At 70.6% G+C, this 17,718-nt stretch carries 14 protein-coding genes and 1 pseudogene; 6 read left to right on the forward strand and 9 right to left on the reverse strand.

The features are described 5' to 3' along the window. The first annotated feature begins 89 nt into the window (after positions 1–89). Both FBY22_RS04965 and FBY22_RS04970 read left to right on the forward strand, forming a co-directional pair. Positions 90–3,104: a carbohydrate binding domain-containing protein gene (locus FBY22_RS04965; RefSeq protein WP_142142674.1), complete on the forward strand. Its 3,015-nt coding sequence runs from the start codon at positions 90–92 to the stop codon at positions 3,102–3,104. Positions 3,105–3,150: 46 nt separating this feature from the next. Beyond that, positions 3,151–4,503, forward strand: coding sequence for a hypothetical protein (locus FBY22_RS04970; RefSeq protein ID WP_142142675.1), 1,353 nt, complete (start codon positions 3,151–3,153; stop codon positions 4,501–4,503). Positions 4,504–4,512: 9 nt separating this feature from the next. Here FBY22_RS04970 and FBY22_RS04975 read toward each other — a convergent pair whose 3' ends face one another. Continuing rightward, a complete protein-coding gene (locus FBY22_RS04975; protein WP_260844961.1) occupies positions 4,513–4,896 on the reverse strand; it encodes a MarR family winged helix-turn-helix transcriptional regulator in 384 nt (127 codons plus the stop codon). Continuing rightward, positions 4,879–5,167, reverse strand: a pseudogene (locus FBY22_RS44690) (response regulator transcription factor); the annotation flags it as partial. The pseudogene FBY22_RS44690 and the gene FBY22_RS04975, both read right to left, overlap by 18 nt. Positions 5,168–5,480: 313 nt before the next feature. Between FBY22_RS44690 and FBY22_RS04985 the strand changes: the two are divergent. Continuing rightward, positions 5,481–6,065 (forward strand): YdeI family protein, encoded by a 585-nt coding sequence (locus FBY22_RS04985; RefSeq protein ID WP_142142676.1) that lies wholly within the window; start codon positions 5,481–5,483, stop codon positions 6,063–6,065. 92 nt (positions 6,066–6,157) lie between these two features. Here FBY22_RS04985 and FBY22_RS04990 read toward each other — a convergent pair whose 3' ends face one another. Continuing rightward, positions 6,158–6,709, reverse strand: coding sequence for a YceI family protein (locus tag FBY22_RS04990; RefSeq protein ID WP_142142677.1), 552 nt, complete (start codon positions 6,707–6,709; stop codon positions 6,158–6,160). Between the two features lie 155 nt (positions 6,710–6,864). On the opposite strand from FBY22_RS04990, the gene FBY22_RS04995 reads away from it, so the two are divergent. The 3 genes from FBY22_RS04995 (at position 6,865) to FBY22_RS05005 (ending at position 11,170) form a co-directional block, all read left to right on the forward strand. After that, a complete protein-coding gene (locus tag FBY22_RS04995) occupies positions 6,865–9,171 on the forward strand; it encodes a polysaccharide lyase 8 family protein (protein ID WP_142142678.1) in 2,307 nt (768 codons plus the stop codon). A gap of 154 nt (positions 9,172–9,325) precedes the next feature. After that, positions 9,326–10,921: an acyl-CoA carboxylase subunit beta gene (locus FBY22_RS05000; RefSeq protein WP_142142679.1), complete on the forward strand. Its 1,596-nt coding sequence runs from the start codon at positions 9,326–9,328 to the stop codon at positions 10,919–10,921. 57 nt (positions 10,922–10,978) lie between these two features. After that, positions 10,979–11,170: an acyl-CoA carboxylase subunit epsilon gene (locus FBY22_RS05005; RefSeq protein ID WP_142142680.1), complete on the forward strand. Its 192-nt coding sequence runs from the start codon at positions 10,979–10,981 to the stop codon at positions 11,168–11,170. 153 nt (positions 11,171–11,323) lie between these two features. On the opposite strand, the gene FBY22_RS05010 is transcribed toward FBY22_RS05005, so the two are convergent. From FBY22_RS05010 to FBY22_RS05035, 6 genes are all read right to left on the reverse strand, one after another. Continuing rightward, positions 11,324–11,905, reverse strand: a complete 582-nt coding sequence (locus FBY22_RS05010) for an ATP/GTP-binding protein (RefSeq protein ID WP_026248371.1) — start codon at positions 11,903–11,905, stop codon at positions 11,324–11,326. Next, the gene (locus FBY22_RS05015) at positions 11,886–12,479 is read right to left on the reverse strand and encodes a DUF742 domain-containing protein (RefSeq protein ID WP_142142681.1); all 594 of its coding nucleotides are present in this window, start codon (positions 12,477–12,479) and stop codon (positions 11,886–11,888) included. The genes FBY22_RS05010 and FBY22_RS05015 overlap by 20 nt, the downstream gene beginning before the upstream one ends. A 97-nt stretch (positions 12,480–12,576) precedes the next feature. Next, positions 12,577–12,990, reverse strand: a complete 414-nt coding sequence (locus FBY22_RS05020) for a roadblock/LC7 domain-containing protein (protein WP_004983065.1) — start codon at positions 12,988–12,990, stop codon at positions 12,577–12,579. Positions 12,991–13,000: 10 nt separating this feature from the next. Next, positions 13,001–16,291 carry a nitrate- and nitrite sensing domain-containing protein gene (locus tag FBY22_RS05025; RefSeq protein WP_174267092.1) on the reverse strand — a complete coding sequence of 1,097 codons (3,291 nt, stop codon included), beginning with the start codon at positions 16,289–16,291 and terminating at the stop codon, positions 13,001–13,003. A 387-nt stretch (positions 16,292–16,678) separates the two neighbouring features. Continuing rightward, the gene (locus FBY22_RS05030; protein WP_058922977.1) at positions 16,679–17,254 is read right to left on the reverse strand and encodes an ATP/GTP-binding protein; all 576 of its coding nucleotides are present in this window, start codon (positions 17,252–17,254) and stop codon (positions 16,679–16,681) included. Continuing rightward, on the reverse strand, positions 17,235–17,630 hold the full coding sequence (locus FBY22_RS05035) for a DUF742 domain-containing protein (RefSeq protein ID WP_016432454.1): 396 nt from the start codon (positions 17,628–17,630) through the stop codon (positions 17,235–17,237). Before FBY22_RS05035 ends, FBY22_RS05030 begins: the two co-directional genes overlap by 20 nt. Positions 17,631–17,718: the final 88 nt, after the last annotated feature.

Raw genomic sequence — 17,718 nt, forward strand, 5'->3', positions numbered from 1 at the left:
TCTGCGGGGCCTTAGTTAACTCACGGCGTGATCTAAGTCATGAGTGAACAGCTCGAGCCAGAGTGAACCAGAGAGTCGAGGGAAGGTCCATGCCAAGAACCGCCCTGCTCGTCTCCGCGGCAGTGCTCGCCGCACTGCTCTCGCCGACCGTGTCCCAGGCGGCCGACGACCCCGCACCCGTCCCCGTCGACCGCTTCGAGGGCGAGGTCCCCTTCGCCTCCCAGCCGGCCGAGGGCATCTTCACCTGGGGCGGCGACAGCGACGATCCGCCCGCTCTGCAGCTGACCGGCAGACCCGACGCCCCCGAGGGCGCCAAGGTCCTCACCGGCACCTACGACATCAGCGGCTACGGCGGCTTCACGCACGACTTCGCCGCCACCGAGCCGGGCCACGACTGGTCCGCGCACAAGGGCATCCGCTTCTGGTGGGACGGCCAGGGCAACGGCAAGAAGATCGCCTTCGAGATCAAGGACGGCGGCGCGAACGGTGAGGCCTCCGAACTGTGGACGACGTCCTTCACCGACGACTTCACCGGCTGGAAGCAGATCGAGATCCCGTTCACCGACTTCCAGTACCGCACGGACTACCAGCCCGTCGGCGGCATCGACCACGTCCTCGGGCTGACCTCGATGTGGGGCTACGCCCTCACCCTCCCGGTCGGCGTCCAGGGCCGGTTCGCCATGGACGACGTGGAGCTGTACGGCAAGGCCGACCAGTCGCTGCGCGCCTCGGTCACCGCCGACTCCGCCGTCCACCCGGTGCGCGAAGGCGGCACGGCCACCGTCCGGTTCACCGTCGCCACCACGGGCTCCGCCCCGCTGGACGAGCCCGTCACCGTCACCTACGAGACGGCCGCGACGGGCACCGCCGAGCCCGGCAAGGACTACACCCCGGTCTCCGGCACCCTCACCTTCCCCGCGGGCACCGCCTCCGGCGCGACGCGGACCGTCAAGGTGGCCACCCTGCGCGACAAGTCCGCCGGGACCGCCGAGACGATCCCGCTCAAGCTCACGGTCACCGGCGCCAAGGCCCCGGCGGAGAACCCGCAGATCGTCATCGACGCGCACGGACTGCCGTATCTCGACGCCAAGTTGCCCGTGAAGAAGCGCGTCGCCGACCTCCTCTCCCGCATGTCCTTGGCGGAGAAGGCCGGGCAGATGACCCAGGCCGAGCGCGGCGCGGTGGGTGAGGGCGCCGACGTCACCGGCTACGACCTCGGCTCACTGCTCTCCGGCGGCGGATCGACCCCCACGCCCAACACCCCCGCGGCCTGGGCGAAGATGATCGACGCCTTCCAGCTCCGGACGCAGGCCACCCGCCTGCAGATCCCCCTGGTCTACGGCGTCGACGCCGTGCACGGCCACAACAACCTGGCCGGCGCCACGATCATGCCGCACAACATCGGCATCGGCGCCACCCGAGATCCCCAACTCACCCAGCGGACCGGCGAGGTGACGGCCAGTGAGGTCCGTGCCACCGGCGTCCCCTGGGACTTCGCCCCCTGCCTGTGCGTCTCCCGCGACGAACGCTGGGGCCGCGCCTACGAGTCCTTCGGCGAGGACCCCGCCCTCGTGGAGTCCATGGAGACGATCATCCAGGGCCTCCAGGGGCGCGCGGACGGCAGGGACCTGAGCCGCGACGACAAGGTTCTCGCCACGGCGAAGCACTTCGTCGGCGACGGCGGCACCGAGTACGGCTCCTCGACCACCGGCACGTACACCATCGACCAGGGCGTCACCAAGGTCACCCGGCAGCAGCTGGAGGCCGTCCACCTGGCGCCGTACCGGACGGCCGTCGACCGCGGTGTCGGCACGGTCATGCCGTCCTACTCCTCGCTGGACGTCCTCGGCGACGGACAGGGCCCGGTGAAGATGCACGCCCGCGCCGACATGATCAACGGCGTGCTCAAGGGCCGTATGGGCTTCGACGGGTTCGTCATCAGCGACTGGAACGCCATCGACCAGCTCCCCGGCGACTACCCGGCGCACGTCCGCACCGCGGTGAACGCGGGCGTCGACATGATGATGGTGCCGTACTCCTACAAGGACTTCACCGCCACCCTCGTCGACGAGGTGAAGGCCGGCCGGGTGAGCGGGAAGCGGATCGACGACGCCGTGTCGCGCATCCTCACCCAGAAGTTCCGGCTCGGACTCTTCGAGCACCCCTACGCCGACACCGCCAACGCCTCCCGGATCGGCTCCGCCGCACACCGGGCCGTGGCCCGGCAGGCGGCCGCCGAGTCGCAGGTGCTGCTGAAGAACGCGCACGGCGTGCTGCCGCTGAGGAAGAACCAGAAGGTCTACGTCGCCGGGTCCAACGCCGACGACCTAGGCAACCAGACCGGCGGCTGGACCATCACCTGGCAGGGCGCGTCCGGCACCCACACCAAGGGCACCACCATCCTCGACGCGATGCGCAAGGACGGGGACGTCACCTACTCCAAGGACGCCTCCGCGCCCACCTCCGGCTACGACGTCGGCGTGGTCGTCGTCGGTGAGACGCCCTATGCCGAGGGTGTCGGAGACGTCGGCAACGGCCACGACCTCCAGCTCTCCGCCGCCGACAAGGCCGCCGTCGACAAGGTGTGCGCCGCCATGAGGTGCGCGGTGCTGATCGTCTCCGGGCGCCCCCAGCTGATCGGCGACCGGCTCGGCGCCATCGACGCCCTGGTGGCGTCCTGGCTGCCCGGCACCGAGGGCGACGGCGTCGCCGACGTGCTCTACGGCAAGCGGCCCTTCACCGGCCAACTGCCCGTCACCTGGCCGAAGTCGGAGGCCCAGCTGCCGATCAACGTCGGTGACGCCTCCTACGATCCGCAGTTTCCCTACGGCTGGGGCCTGACCACCCTGACCAAGGTGCCGCAGGGCGGCGCGGGCACCCTCAGGGCCCTCGCGGCGGCAGCGGCCCTCGCCGAGCGGGCCGGCGCGGACAAGGCCGGCCGGGCACTGGTGGCCAAGGCCCGGCTGATCGTCCAGCAGAAGGCGGGCCAGAACATCACGCAGGCGCTCGCGAAACCCTTCGCCGACGCCGACCACCTCTCGCTCACCGGGCGCTATGGGGCGGCCGTCCAGCGCCTGGCGGCGGCCTGGAAGGCGGTGGACTGACCCGCGCCGATAACCTGATTTGGGAGGCTTCGGGTAGCTTCGAACCATGAAGGCCGTCGTACGGACCCGAAGCCTCCCCGGGCTGCTGCTGGCCCTGGTGATCGTCCTGCTGACCGTGACAGCCCCTCGGGCACAGGCCACGACCGGCATCTCGACGATCGCCGACGCCCTGCGCAGGAGTCCGGTCTACGTCGACCCGGCGGCCTCCGCCCAGCTGTCCGCCGGTGACGCCGACGCCCTGGCCAAGAAGATCAGAGACGCGGACAAGCCCCTGTTCATCACCGTCCTGCCCGCCGACTACCCGACCCGGAACCTCTTCACGAACCTGCGCACCGCCACCGGCATCACCGGCCTCTACGGCATCCGCCTCGGCGACCGCTTCGACGCCCGCGCCGACTCCTCGGTCCTGCCGCGCAGCGCCGTTCAGAACCTGGTCGGCAGCGTGCAGAGCGAGGACGCGGCGGCCCAGCTGAACGACTTCGCCGACCGTGCCCTGGCCAACATGGGCGGTTCGGCTCCGAGCAGCTGGGGCTCCTCCGGCGGCGGAGGCGGACTGTCGTCCACCGCGCTGATCACCGTCGGCGTGGTCCTGGTCGCCGGGGGCGGTGGCGCCTACGCGCTCGTACGCCGAAACAGGCGCCGCCGGGCCGAGGAGCAGCGGGCCGCGCTGGAGCGGCTGAGGGTCGTCGTCGACGAGGACATCACGGCCTTCGGCGAGGAGCTGGACCGGCTCGACTTCCACCCGGCGGAGGCCGGCGCGGACGACGCCATGCGCGCCGACTACGAACGCGCGCTGGACTCCTACGAGCAGGCGAAGTCGTACATGGCAGCCGCGACGAAACCCGAGGACGTCCGGTCCGTCACCCAGGCGCTGGAGGACGGCCGCTTCAGCCTCGCCCAGCTCGCCGCCCGCCGCGAGGGCCGCCCGCTGCCCGAGCGCCGGCCGCCCTGCTTCTTCGACCCGCGCCACGGCCCGTCCGTCGCGGACGCCACCTGGACGCCGCCCGGCGGCGCCGCGCGCGAGGTGCCCGTCTGCGCCGCCGACGCCACCCGCCTCGCCGACGGCCGCGACCCCGTCGTCCGCGAGGTCGACACGGACTACGGCCGCCGCCCGTACTGGGATGCCGGCCCGGCCTACGGCCCCTGGGCGGGCGGCTACTTCGGCGGCGGACTGCTCCCCGGCCTCCTCGTCGGCACCCTCCTCGGCAGCATGATGGCCACCCCGTCCTACGCGGCCGACTACGGCTCCGGCTACGGCGACTTCGGCACCGGCGGCTACGACGGCGGCGACGTCTCCGGCGCGGACTTCGACCCCGGCGACTTCGGCGGCGGCTTCGGCGACGGAGGCGGAGGCGGAGGCGACTTCGGGGGAGGCGGGGACTTCGGCGGGGGGTTCTGAGGTCTCGCCTCAGCCGTCTTCCGGCAGCGGGACCTCGGCGTTCGCCAGCCGTTCCATCACCCCCGCCGCCAGCGCCAGCACCCCCCGCTCGGTCTCGCTCAGCGTCTCCAGCGCCACTGCCAGCCACGCGTCACGCTCGGCCATGTCGTGTTCCAGGGCCCGGCGCCCGTCCTCGGTCAGCGAGAGCACGGACCGCCGCCGGTCCGTCGCACCGGGCTCGCGGACGATCAGGCCCTCCGCCTCCAGCTCCGCGAAGACCCGGGTCAGCGACTGCGGCCGCTGCCGCTCGGCCGCCGCGACCTCACCGGGCGTGGACGGCCCGTGCCGGTACAGAAGCCCGAGAACCGACAGCTGGTTGGGACTGAGGCTTCCGTCGCCCAGCTTGGACAGAATGCGGCTGACGTGCTTCTTCACGGTCTCCTCGCCCACCCGCAGGCGCTCGGCGAGCTCCGGGTTGGACAGGCCCTCCGCGAGCAGCCGCAGCACGTCCGTCTCGCGCGGGGTGAGGACGTCGAGGGCGCCCCCGGGCCGGTGCCCGGGGGCGCAGCCGTGCGAACTCGGCGATCAGCCGCCGGGTGATCGCGGGCGCGAGCAGGGCCTCGTCGGCGGCCTCGACCCGCACCGCGTCGAACGGCCGCTCGGCAGTCACGTCCTTGAGCCGGAAAGGGGCAAGGCGGGAACATCACCGCGGGCCTGGGCCTGCTCTACGTCGTCCCGCTCCTGGCGGACCTCCTGCACTCCCACACCTGGCAGCACCGCCTCCAGCGCTGCCCCCCATGCCTGCCGCCCTCTTCGTCCAGGCGACCCGCGACCTGGCCTCCTCCCGATCGGCCCATGGGCGGGACTGGGCGTCCTGGCGGCCTACGCGGTGGGGCTGCCGGCGGCGGGGGCGCGCTGTTCGGACTGCGGGACGCCCAGGGGCGGGCCCGGGCCGATGGAGGACAGAAACCGACCTACTTCGCTCCTACGGTGTCGCCATGACCCCGAGCGACGACGCCGAATCCCGTGCCTTCGCCTCCGCCGCCGCCCTCGACGCCTGGCTGGCCGCCCGCCCCGCCCCGCATCCCGGCCTGTGGGTGAAGGTCGCCAAGAAGGGCTCGGGGATCGTCTCCGTGAACTGGGCGGAGGTGAACGACGTCGCCCTGTGCCACGGCTGGATCACCGGGCAGCGCAAGGCGCTCGACGCCTCGTACTTCCTGCAGAGGATCACCCCGCGCAGGCCGGGGAGCCTGTGGTCGATGGTCAACGTGCGGCGCGTGGCGGAGCTGACCGAGGCCGGCCGGATGCGGCCGGCGGGGCTCGCCGAGGTGGCGGCCGCGCGGGCGGACGGACGGTGGGCCGCAGCGTACGCCTCCCAGCGGGAGGCCGAGGTGCCGGACGACCTCGAGGCGGCGCTGGCAGGCGACCCGCGGGCCAGGGCCGCCTTCGACGGCCTCGGGCGGACCGACCGCTACCAGGTGATCCTCGCGCTGCTCACGGCCCGTACCCCGAAGGGACGGGCGGCCCGGCTGGCGGCCGCCGTCGCCCGGCTCGGCCGGGAGGCTCCGCCCCTGCGCACCTGACCGGAACGGACCGAGCGCCCGCCTCCCTGGCCAGGGTCGGCGGGCGCTCTCGGGTGCGCGTGCGGGGAGACCCCGCACGGTACGGCGACGCGTCAGGCGTTGCGGATCGCCGAGATGTCGAAGTTCAGCTTGATCTTGTCGGAGACCAGCACGCCACCCGTCTCCAGCGCGGCGTTCCAGGTCAGGCCCCACTCGGAGCGCTTGATCTCCGCCTTGCCCTCGAAGCCGACGCGCTCGTTGCCGAAGGGGTCCCTAGCGGCGCCGTTGAACTCCAGGTCGATGGTGACCGGCCGGGTCGTGCCCAGGATCTCGAGGTCACCGGTGATGCGGTAGTCGTCGCCGCCCAGGGATTCCGCCTTGGTGGAGCGGAAGGTCATGGTCGGGAACTCCTCGGTCTTGAAGAAGTCCGCGCTCCGCAGGTGCCCGTCACGGTCGGCCGACCCGGTGTCGATGCTCTCCATCTTGACGTCGATGGAGGCGGTGGAGGCCGACGGGTTGCTGCCGTCCAGGTGCAGCGAGCCGCTGAAGTCGCCGAACTTGCCCTTGACGTTGGTGACCATGGCGTGCCGGACGGTGAAGCCGATCGTGGAGTGCGCCGCGTCGATCGTGTAGTCGCCGGTCAGGGTGGTGAGGTCGGTGCTCATGAGGTGCTCCTTCGAGGGGATGTTGAATGTTGAACTACTCAACGCGCACGACGGTAGTCCTATTCCGTTCAACTTTCAACATCATCCGTGAAGTGTTGGCGGGCCGACCGGAAGGTGGTAGATGCCCAGGGCATGACCTCCGTCGTAGAGACCTCATGAGACCCACCCGTCGCGCCGTCCTGCTGGCCGCCGCCTTATGCGCCACGACCGCGCCCCCCGCCCGCGCCACCGCCCCGGACGCCTACGAGAACCTCCGCCTGCGCTGGCTCGACATCGCCCTCGGCACCGGCTACGACCCCACCGCCGAGCCGTACGCTTCCCGCCTCGCCCGGACCGGCGAACTGGCCCGCGCCTTCCGGGCCGCCATGACCCCCACCCCCACCTCCCTGTGGCCCGGCTACCCCTACGACCCGCCCGCCGGCATCACCCAGAGCTACAGCCGCCTGTGGACCATGACCCAGGCCTACGTCCAGCAGGGCACCGGCTCCACCGGCGACCCGGCCCTCCTCGCGGACGTCCTGCGCGGCCTCGACCACCTCTCCGCCACCGTCTACAACCCCTCCACCACCCGCTACGGCAACTGGTGGGAGTGGCAGATCGGCAGCCCGCGGCTGCTGATGGACATCACCGCCACCCTCTACGACCTGCTCGGCGACGCCCGGCGGCAGGCGGCCTGCGCGGCCGTGGACCACTTCGTCCCCGACGCGATGCTGACCGACTACTCCGGCACCTCCACCGGCGCCAACCGCGTCGACCTGTGCCGCTCGGTCACCCTGCGCGGCATCCTCGGCCGAGCGGACACGAAGATCGCCCTCGCCCGGGACGCCCTCTCCCCGGTCTTCCCCTACGTCACCCACGGCGACGGGCTCTACGCCGACGGGTCCTTCGTCCAGCACACCTGGGTCGCCTACTCGGGGACGTACGGCCAGGTCGTGCTCGACGGCCTGGGCCGCCTGTTCAGCCTGCTGGCCGGATCCCCCTGGGAGGTCACCGACCCGAACCGGCAGATCGTCCTCGGCGGCGTCGAGCACGCCTACGCGCCGCTCATCCACGACGGGTTGGTGATGGACAGCGTCAACGGCCGTGCCATCAGCCGTGGTTACCTCAAGAACGACGACCTGCACGTGATGCGCGGCGACCACTTCCACGGCCAGAACCTCATCGCCGCCATCGCCCTGCTGACGGGCGGCGCGAGCGCGGCGGAGAGCGCCCGCTGGTCGTCGTACGTCAAGGGGTGGATCGAACGGGACACGGTGGCACCGATCCTGACGGCGCCTCAGTTCGACGTGGCCGACCTGGCCCGGCTGCACGCCGTCGCCGACTCACCGGTCCCGGCCGCCCCCGAACCCGTGGGGCACCGCCTCTTCCCGGCCATGGACCGCGCTGTCCACCGCCGACCCGCGTTCACCGCGAACATCTCCATGTGCAGCGACCGCATCACGTACTACGAGTGCGGCAACGGCGAGAACCCGCGCGGCTGGCACACCGGCGCCGGCATGCTCTCCTGGTGGGCCGCCGGACGGCCCGCCGACCAGTACACCGACTGGTACTGGCCCACCGTCGACCCCTACCGGCTCCCCGGCACCACCGTCTCCACGCTCCGCCTGCCCGACCGCGCCGGCGGCGAGTGGGGCGCTCCCAAGCCGGACGTCCGCTGGGTGGGCGGCACCACCGACGGCGAGTACGCGGCCGTCGGCCAGCACCTCAAGGGCCTCGGCTCCACGCTGCGGGCCCGCAAGTCGTGGTTCTGTCTGGCGGACGCGGTGATCTGCCTGGGCGCCGGCATCGGCTGCGCCGACGGCGTCCCCGTGGAGACCGTCGTCGACAACCGGAACCTGGGGGAGGGTGGCACGCAGGAGTTCGTACGGGGACCAGGCTGGGCCCACCTGGAGGGGCACGGCGGCTGGGTGGTCCCACGCGGCGACCTGCGCACGCTGCGCGAGGACCGCACCGGCGCCTGGTCCGACATCAACGCCACCAGTACCGGCGAGCGGGCCACCCGCCGCTGGCAGACCCTCTGGCTCGACCACGGCACCGACCCGGAGGACGCCTCCTACCTCTACGTCCTCATGCCCGGCGCCTCCCGGCACGCGGTCGCGGCCCGCGCCGCCGACCGGCACTGGCTGACCCTCCTCGCCAACGACGCCGGCCGCCAGGCCGTCCACGTCCCCTCCCTCGGCGTGACGGCCGCCAACTTCTGGCAGCCCGGCACGGCGGGGCCCCTGACCGCCTCCGCGTCCGCGAGCGTCCTCCTGCGCCGGCGCGGCCGCACCGCTACCCTCTGCGTGAGCGAGCCCACCCGAACGGGCGAACCGCTGGAGATCACCTGGGATCATCCGGTGCGCGGGGTGATCGGGGCCGACGATTCCGTCCGGGTGCTGGTGACGGGCCGCCGTGCGACCCTCCGCATTACCCCGGGCGTGTCATGTGCGACGCACCGATGTGAGCTGACTCTCGGTTGACGACTTTGTAAGCCCCCTACAAGCCGGACGCCCTCTGAGCAGTCGGAACGGCTGCATGTGGCTCAGGTTCTGTTCAGTGCTACCAGGAAAACGGGCCGGAGACTGTACGGAGTCGACGGCTCGCTTTCCCCGGTGTCCTTCGTAAGGTCACTACATGACCGTTTTGGATGAGGCGCCGGGTGAGTCGACGGGTGAGCCGACGGACGCGCGTGGACGGGTGGCCGAGCTGCACGAGATCCGTGCGCAGGCACTGGCCGGACCGAGCGAGAAGGCGACCCAGGCGCAGCACGCCAAGGGAAAGCTGACCGCCCGGGAGCGCATCGAGCTGCTGCTGGACGCCGGTTCCTTCCAGGAGGTCGAGCAGCTGCGCCGGCACCGCGCCACCGGCTTCGGCCTGGAGGCGAAGAAGCCGCACACCGACGGTGTCATCACCGGCTGGGGCACGGTCGAGGGCCGCACCGTCTTCGTCTACGCCCACGACTTCCGCATCTTCGGCGGCGCTTTGGGCGAGGCCCACGCCACGAAGATCCACAAGATCATGGACATGGCCATCGCGGCCGGTGCCCCGCTGGTCTCCCTCAACGACGGCGCCGGCGCCCGCATCCAGGAGGGCGTCTCGGCGCTGGCCGGCTACGGCGGCATCTTCCAGCGCAACACCAAGGCGAGCGGGGTCATCCCGCAGATCTCCGTGATGCTCGGCCCGTGCGCGGGCGGCGCGGCCTACAGCCCCGCCCTGACCGACTTCGTGTTCATGGTCCGCGAGACCTCGCAGATGTTCATCACCGGCCCCGACGTCGTCAAGGCCGTCACGGGTGAGGAGATCACCCAGAACGGCCTGGGCGGCGCCGACGTGCACGCGGAGACCTCCGGCGTCTGTCACTTCGCCTACGACGACGAGGAGACCTGCATCGCGGAGGTCCGCTACCTCCTGTCGCTCCTCCCGCAGAACAACCGGGAGAACCCCCCGCGGGCGGAGAGCGCGGACGCGGTCGACCGCCGCAGCGACGTCCTGCTCGACCTGGTCCCGGCGGACGGCAACCGCCCGTACGACATGGCCAAGGTCATCGAGGAGATCGTCGACGACGGTGAGTACCTGGAGGTCCACGAGCGCTGGGCGCGCAACATCATCTGCGCCCTGGGCCGCCTCGACGGCCAGGTCGTCGGCATCGTCGCCAACCAGCCGCAGGTCCTCGCCGGTGTACTGGACATCGAGGCGTCGGAAAAAGCTGCGCGCTTTGTCCAGATGTGTGACGCTTTCAATATCCCGATCGTCACGTTCCTGGACGTCCCCGGGTTCCTTCCCGGCGTCGACCAGGAGCACGGCGGAATCATCCGCCACGGCGCCAAGCTGCTCTACGCCTACTGCAACGCCACCGTCCCGCGGATCTCCCTGATCCTGCGCAAGGCCTACGGCGGTGCCTACATCGTCATGGACAGCCAGTCCATCGGCGCCGACCTCACCTACGCCTGGCCGACGAACGAGATCGCCGTCATGGGAGCGGAAGGCGCCGCGAACGTCATCTTCCGCCGTCAGATCGCCGGTGCCGAGGACCCCGAGGCCATGCGGGCCCGCATGGTCAAGGAGTACAAGTCCGAGCTGATGCACCCCTACTACGCGGCCGAGCGCGGCCTGGTCGACGACGTCATCGACCCGACCGAGACCCGCGAGATCCTCATCCGCTCCCTCGCCATGCTGCAGACCAAGCACGCCGACCTGCCCTCCCGCAAGCACGGCAACCCCCCGCAGTAACCCAGCGGACCCTCCGCGACACCCTCGCGGAAACCTCTCTCACGGAGACTGAGACCTATGAGCACCCCTGACATCCGCGTCGAGAAGGGCCACGCCGACCCCGAGGAAGTGGCCGCCATCACTGCCGTCCTCCTCGCCCGCGCGGCCGCCCAGCCCGCCGCCGAGCCGGCCCACCGCGGTCGCCCGAAGGCCGGCTGGCGCCGCCTGGAGCGCGAGAACGGCTTCCGCGCCCCGCACAGCTGGCGCTGAGCGCAGTTCGGTACGCATGACTGAGGGCCCCTCCATCCGGAGGGGCCCTCAGTCATGCGCGGGGGCGCGGGGAACTGCACAACAAGCCACTGGGCCACCCGCAGACGGCATCGAACCGTCCGAGGCAGCCCAGTGGCCGCACGAACCGTCCACCTACCGCAGGCGAGCCATCAGCGCGTGCTCGACCAGAGTGATCAGCGCCGACTTCGCGTCCGCCCGATGCCGCGCGTCCGTCGTGATGATCGGGGTGTCGGGACCGATCTGCAGGGCCTCGCGGACCTCGTCGGGGTTGTACGGCTGGTTGCCGTCGAAGCCGTTGAGGGCGATCACGAACGGCAGACCCGAGTTCTCGAAGTAGTCGACCGCCGGGAAGCAGTCGGCCAGGCGCCGGGTGTCGACCAGCACGATGGCGCCGATCGCGCCGCGCACCAGGTCGTCCCACATGAACCAGAAGCGGTCCTGGCCCGGCGTACCGAAGAGGTACAGGATCAGGTCCTGGTCCAGGGTGATGCGGCCGAAGTCCATGGCGACCGTGGTGGTCGTCTTGTCTCCGGTGTGGGTGAGGTCGTCGATGCCTGCCGAAGCGGACGTCATGACGGCCTCTGTGCGCAGCGGGTTGATCTCCGAAACGGCCCCGACGAACGTGGTCTTGCCCACGCCGAAGCCACCCGCCACCACGATCTTCGCCGAGGTGGTGGAGCGGGAAGGACCGCCGCTAGAGCTTGCGAAGTCCACTGAGCACCCTTTCGAGCAGTGTCACGTCTGGCTGGCCGCCGGCGTTCTCGTCGCCGCCGGGCTGATGAATGGCGACCAGTCCTGCCTCCGCCAAGTCGGCGACGAGGATCCTGGCCACGCCGAGAGGGATCGTGAGCAGGGCCGAGATCTCGGCCACCGACTTGATTTCCCGGCAGAGGTTGCAGATCCGCTGATGCTCGGGCAGCTGGCCCTGCATCTGGTGCGGCTGCGCGGTGGTGTGCACCAGCGCCTCGATGGCGAGCTGGTAGCGCGGGCGCGTCCGGCCGCCGGTCATGGCGTACGGACGCACCAACGGGTTGTTCGACGCCCCCGCGGGCGCCGGCTCGGGGGAGCGTCGCTGCGGCTGCACGGGCTGGATGCGGGGAGCGGGCGGCTGGTCGTACGGCGACGGCCCGGGACCCTGGGGGCCCTGGGGCGCGTACGGCTGGTGACGCCGCTGGTTCGGTGCGGAGGGGAAGTTGTAACGGTTCGGGTTCTGGGAACCGTCGCCCTGGCCCTGGGCAGGGCCGTACGACCAGTTGCCCGTATTCGAACCGCCTGGTGGTGTTGCCACTCTCTTCTCCTCCTCCGACCGTGCCGGGCACCCATCCCTGTGGAGCCGCGTCCCGAAACCTTACGGCCCCGGGACGCCAAAACGCACCGTCCGTCTGTCAGTTGAGCAGGCTGCCCTGGAGCTCGGCCCGCAGATCGGGTGTCAGGACCGTACCGGCACGGTCCACCAGAAGCGCCATCTCGTACCCGATGAGGCCGATGTCCGCCTCCGGATGTGCGAGGACGGCGAGCGAGGAACCGTCGGAGATGGACATGATGAACAGGAATCCCCGCTCCATCTCCACAACCGTCTGGTTCACGCTGCCACCCTCGAAGATCCGCGAGGCTCCGGCGGTCAACGACGTCAGACCGGAGGCGACGGCCGCCAGCTGGTCGGCGCGGTCGCGCGGAAACCCTTCGGACATCGCCAGAAGGAGTCCGTCGGCGGAGACCACCACCGTGTGGGACACCCCCGGGGTGTTGTCCACGAAGTTGGTGATCAACCAGTTCAGGTTCTGTGCCGCCTGGCTCATCGGGCTCACACTAACGCTCCTGGTTGTAGGTGCTGTCAGGACCGAAGCCCTGGCCGTTCGTTTCTCCGCCTGCGGTGCGGGCCCGCTGGACGCCGCGCCGCAGGTTGCTCAGTCGTCCCCGGACGTCCTCCGGGGCTCGGGAGACCTGTGGGCCTCCCTGGGGGGTGGGCTCGGCGGCCCCGTCGACCAGGTTGGCCTTCGGTATCCGCCGCGGCAGGCCGGAGGAGGTGACCCCGCCTGCCTTGGGCTTCTTCAGCTGCGAAGCCTGCTGCCAGCGCTGGTCGTTCGCCGAGCGCCAGTCGCCGGAGCCGTTGCCGTCCGAAGCCGGAGCCGATGCCGGAGCCGACGTCTCCTGGTGCGCGTGCCGCGTGCCGTTCGAGCCGTTCGTACCGCTCGCGAAGGATCCGCGGCGGGGCAGCCCGGCGTCGGTCAGCTGGTGGGCGGCGGAAGGAGCCGGTCCCGGACGCTCGAAGCCTACGCGGTCGCGCTCACTCACGTCAGCGGCCTGTGCAGGTTCCGCTTCCGGAGCGTACTGGTCCGGGTAGCCGTTCTGGTAGCCGTCCTGCTGCGGCCAGTCGTCCTGGTAGCGGCGCTGCTCGAAGGCCGAGTAGGTCTCCGGGGCGGCGGCGTGGGCGACCGAGGGCTCCTCCTGCGCCGGCTCCGCATAGCCGGGCTCGGGGTAGCCGCCGTTCGACGAGAAGGTGTCGTTCTGCGGCAGGGAGCCGTTCTGCGCGAAGTACGGGTCCTGGTACGACGGCTGCTGGGCGGTCTCCTCGTATGCCGGAGCGGCCTGCTCCTCGTACGGGTTCTGCTGCTGCTCCTCGTACGCCGGGCGGGGGTCGAAGGAACCCGTCTGCTGCTCGGGGAAGCCGTTGTCGTAGGCCGGCTGCGCGTCGAAGGCGTCCGCGTACGACGAGGTCTCGGCGGCCGCCTCCTGCCCCTGCTGGTCCGGCGACTGCTGGGCCTCCATGGCCGCGCGGCGCTCCTCGCGCATCAGCGAGCGGCCGACCGGGTCGAGCTCGCGGATGTCGTCCGGGACCTCGGAGTAGCGGGTGTCGTCGAAGCCGAGCTCCGCCGCCGTGCGCATCGGCTGGCTGAAGTCCTCACCCTGGAAGCTCTGCTCCGGGATGATCTGCGAGACGGTGAACTCGTCGCGCTGCATCTGCTGCTCGCCACCACCACCGTGGGTGATCGCGTCCGGCAGCATGACCAGCGAGGTGGTGCCCGCCTGCTCGCCGGAGGGACGCAGCTGGACGCGGATGCCGTGCCGGTCGGACAGGCGGCCGACCACGAACAGGCCCATGCGCTGCGAGATCGCGGCGTCCACGGTCGGCGGGTTGGCCAGCTTGTGGTTGATGTCCGCGAAGTCCTCGGCGGTCAGGCCGATGCCCTTGTCGTGGATCTCGATCATGATGCGGCCGTCGGGGAGACGGGTCGCGGTGACGCGGACCTTGGTCTGCGGGGAGGAGAACGTGGTGGCGTTCTCCAGCAGCTCGGCGAGCAGGTGGACGAGGTCGGTCACGGCACGGCCATGGATCTCGGCCTCCGGGACGCCCGACAACTCGATGCGCTCGTACTGCTCCACCTCGGAGGAGGCGGCGCGCAGCACGTCGACCAGCGGGACCGGCTGGTCCCAGCGGCGGCCGGGCTCCTCGCCGGCGAGGACCAGGAGGTTCTCGCCGTTGCGGCGCATACGGGTCGCGAGGTGGTCCAGGCGGAAGAGGTTCTCCAGCTGGTCCGGGTCGGCCTCGTTGTTCTCCAGGTCGGTGATCAGGGTCAGCTGGCCCTCGATCAGCGACTGGTTGCGCCGGGAGAGGTTGGTGAAGATCGCGTTGATGTTGCCCCGCAGCAGGGCCTGCTCGGAGGCGAGCCGGACGGCCTCGCGGTGGACCTGGTCGAAGGCGCGGGCGACCTCACCGATCTCGTCCTTGGTGTGGATCGGGATCGGGGCGACCCGGGTGTCGACCCGGCCGGGGTCGGTGCGGGAGAGCTGGTCGACCAGCATCGGCAGGCGCTGCTCGGCGATGCCGAAGGCGGCGTTGCGCAGCTGGCGCATCGAGCGGGACATCTGCCGGGCGACGGCACCGGCCAGGATGAACGCGAGCAGCAGGGCGACGATGACGATGGCGCCGGTGATCAGCGCGTCCCGCTTGGCGTTGTCGGCGATGGTCGACGCCTCGCTCACCGCGGTGTCGGCCTTGTCCTTCTCCAGCTTGCGGTACGCGTCGAACTTGAGGGTCGTCAGACCCCACCAGTTCTGCGCGCTGATGCCCTCCGCGGCCAGCGCCTCACGGGCGGCCGGAGCCGTCGTCTGCAGCTGGGACATCCCGGCGATCATGTCGGTGGGCTTGGCCGGCGGCGGCACGTACTTCTGGTTCTGGGCGGCCGCCTGCGCGGCGGCCTGCTTGACCATCGTCGCGCCGTCGACCTTGATCTGGTTCTCGGCCGTCTTGAGCTTGGCGAGGTCCTCGTCGGTGCCGCCGGCCTGGTACTCCTGCAGGGCGATGCCCTCCAGGTAGGCGTACGAGGTCAGGGCGGTGCGCTGGCGCGCCAGGTCGGTGTCCTTGGGACCGGGGTTGACCAGCAGGTGCATGCCGATGGCGCGGTCGAGGGAGAGCGCGCCCTTGGCGAGGGCGATGGCGTAGACCGAGCGGCCGTAACTGGTGATGTTGCCGGTGCCGAGGCCGAGCTCGTTGGAGAACTCCAGCAGCGGGTGCTCGATGTCGACGTAGGTCTCTTCGGTCTGCACCCCCTTGAACTTGGAGGTGTAGGCCTTCGCCCGGATCGTCGCCAGCTCCGGCTCGACCTTGCGGAAGCGCTCCAGGCGGCGGACCAGGTTGGGCCGGTCCGGCATGTTGCGGGCTGCGGCGTCGAATTCGTCGGCGGCCTGGTCGGTCTGCTTGCGGAGCTTGGCGACCAGGGCCTTGTCGGCCGCGGTCTGGCTCTTGCCCTTCAGCAGCGGCGCGGCGGTGGTGTCACGCTCGACGAGGATCGCGTTGCTGTAGGTGAGGGCGGCCGCCACCAGACGGGCGGTGTTCTCCGCGTCCTGCGCGTCCTGCCAGGTGTCGATCGAGTTCTTCACCTGGAAGCCGCCCATGACCAGGCCGACGGCCACGGGTATGAGCAGGATCGCGTTCAGCCGGGTGGGCACCCGCCAGTTGCGAGGGGAGAAACGGCCGCCGCTCGGAGCGGGCGCGGCCGTGGGCTCGGATACGGGCACAGGGGCGGACGCCGCTCCGCGCGGCGGCGGGGTGAAGTTGCCCCGGGCCGACGGCTCGGGACCGTTCTTGCTTCGCCTCACTCGACCAACAACCTCTCGGCGGCGGGCACCAACGTCGTGCCGCAGTGTCTCAGAGCCCAGTACGTCATTGAGTACGCAGTACTACGGAGTACGTCTTTGACTAATAGGCAGTTCAGGCATTCCAGCACGACGGCCTGCGCTCTTCCAAACAGTGGAAAGCGCTGATTGCGTGTGATGTAAGCCCCAGATAAAACGGTCATAAAGAGCGAGCCCCGTCAAAAGACGGGGCTTTCGTGTGCGCAGCGACATCAGTTGGCAACGACCCGTGGCCGTACCACCCGATTCCTCTGCCGAAACGTTATGAACACCGGGGCCGACCGTGTCAAAGGCCACAGCCGGCTCCGATGCGTCTACGACAACTGCCGTACGACATGGCTGATTTGAGTGCTATCGCAGCCGTGCCATGAGCGCGTGCTCGACCAGCGTGATCAGCGCACTCTTGGCATCCGCGCGGTGGCGGGCGTCCGTCGTGATGATCGGCGTGTCCGGGCCGATCTGCAGCGCTTCCCGAACCTCCTCGGGGGCGTACGGCTGGTGCCCGTCGAAGCCGTTGAGGGCGACCACGAAGGGCAGACCGCTGTTCTCGAAGTAGTCGACCGCCGGGAAGCAGTCGGCCAGGCGCCGGGTGTCCACGAGCACCACCGCGCCGATCGCGCCACGGACCAGGTCGTCCCACATGAACCAGAAGCGGTCCTGGCCGGGCGTGCCGAACAGATACAGGATCAGGTCCTGGTCGAGCGTGATACGTCCGAAGTCCATGGCCACCGTGGTGGTGGTCTTGTCCCCGGTGTGCGTGAGGTCGTCGATGCCCGCGGACGCGGACGTCATGACGGCCTCGGTGCGCAGCGGGTTGATCTCGGAGACGGCACCCACGAACGTGGTCTTGCCGACGCCGAACCCTCCCGCCACGACGATCTTCGCGGAGGTGGTCGCCCTACCTCCGTCAGAGCTTGCGAAGTCCACTGAGCACCCTTTCGAGCAGGGTCACGTCCGGTGCACCGGTCGTCTCGTCGCCACCCGGCTGGTGGATGGCGACGAGCCCGGCCTCGGCCAGGTCCGCGACGAGAATCCGGGCCACACCCAGCGGCATGGCGAGGAGTGCCGACACCTCGGCCACCGACTTGACCTCACGGCACAGGTGGCAGATGCGCTGGTGCTCCGGGAGCAGCCCCATGAGTGCTGCCGGGTCGGCCGTGGTGCTGATCAGTGCCTCTATGGCGAGCTGATAGCGCGGCCGGGTCCGGCCACCGGTCATCGCGTAAGGACGTACCAGCGGCTGGTCGCCCTCATCCTCGTACGGCTCCGCGTACGGATCATGAGAGGCGGTGGGCGGGGTCATGAATCCTCCGGGCGGGACAGCAAGTCGGTCGGGCAAGCCGTCTGACGGGGCCGGTGGGGGGATTGTGGCGGCCGGACGGTGGTTTGGT

It is taken from the genome of Streptomyces sp. SLBN-31 (genome assembly GCF_006715395.1).
In the GTDB taxonomy this organism is placed as follows: domain Bacteria; phylum Actinomycetota; class Actinomycetes; order Streptomycetales; family Streptomycetaceae; genus Streptomyces.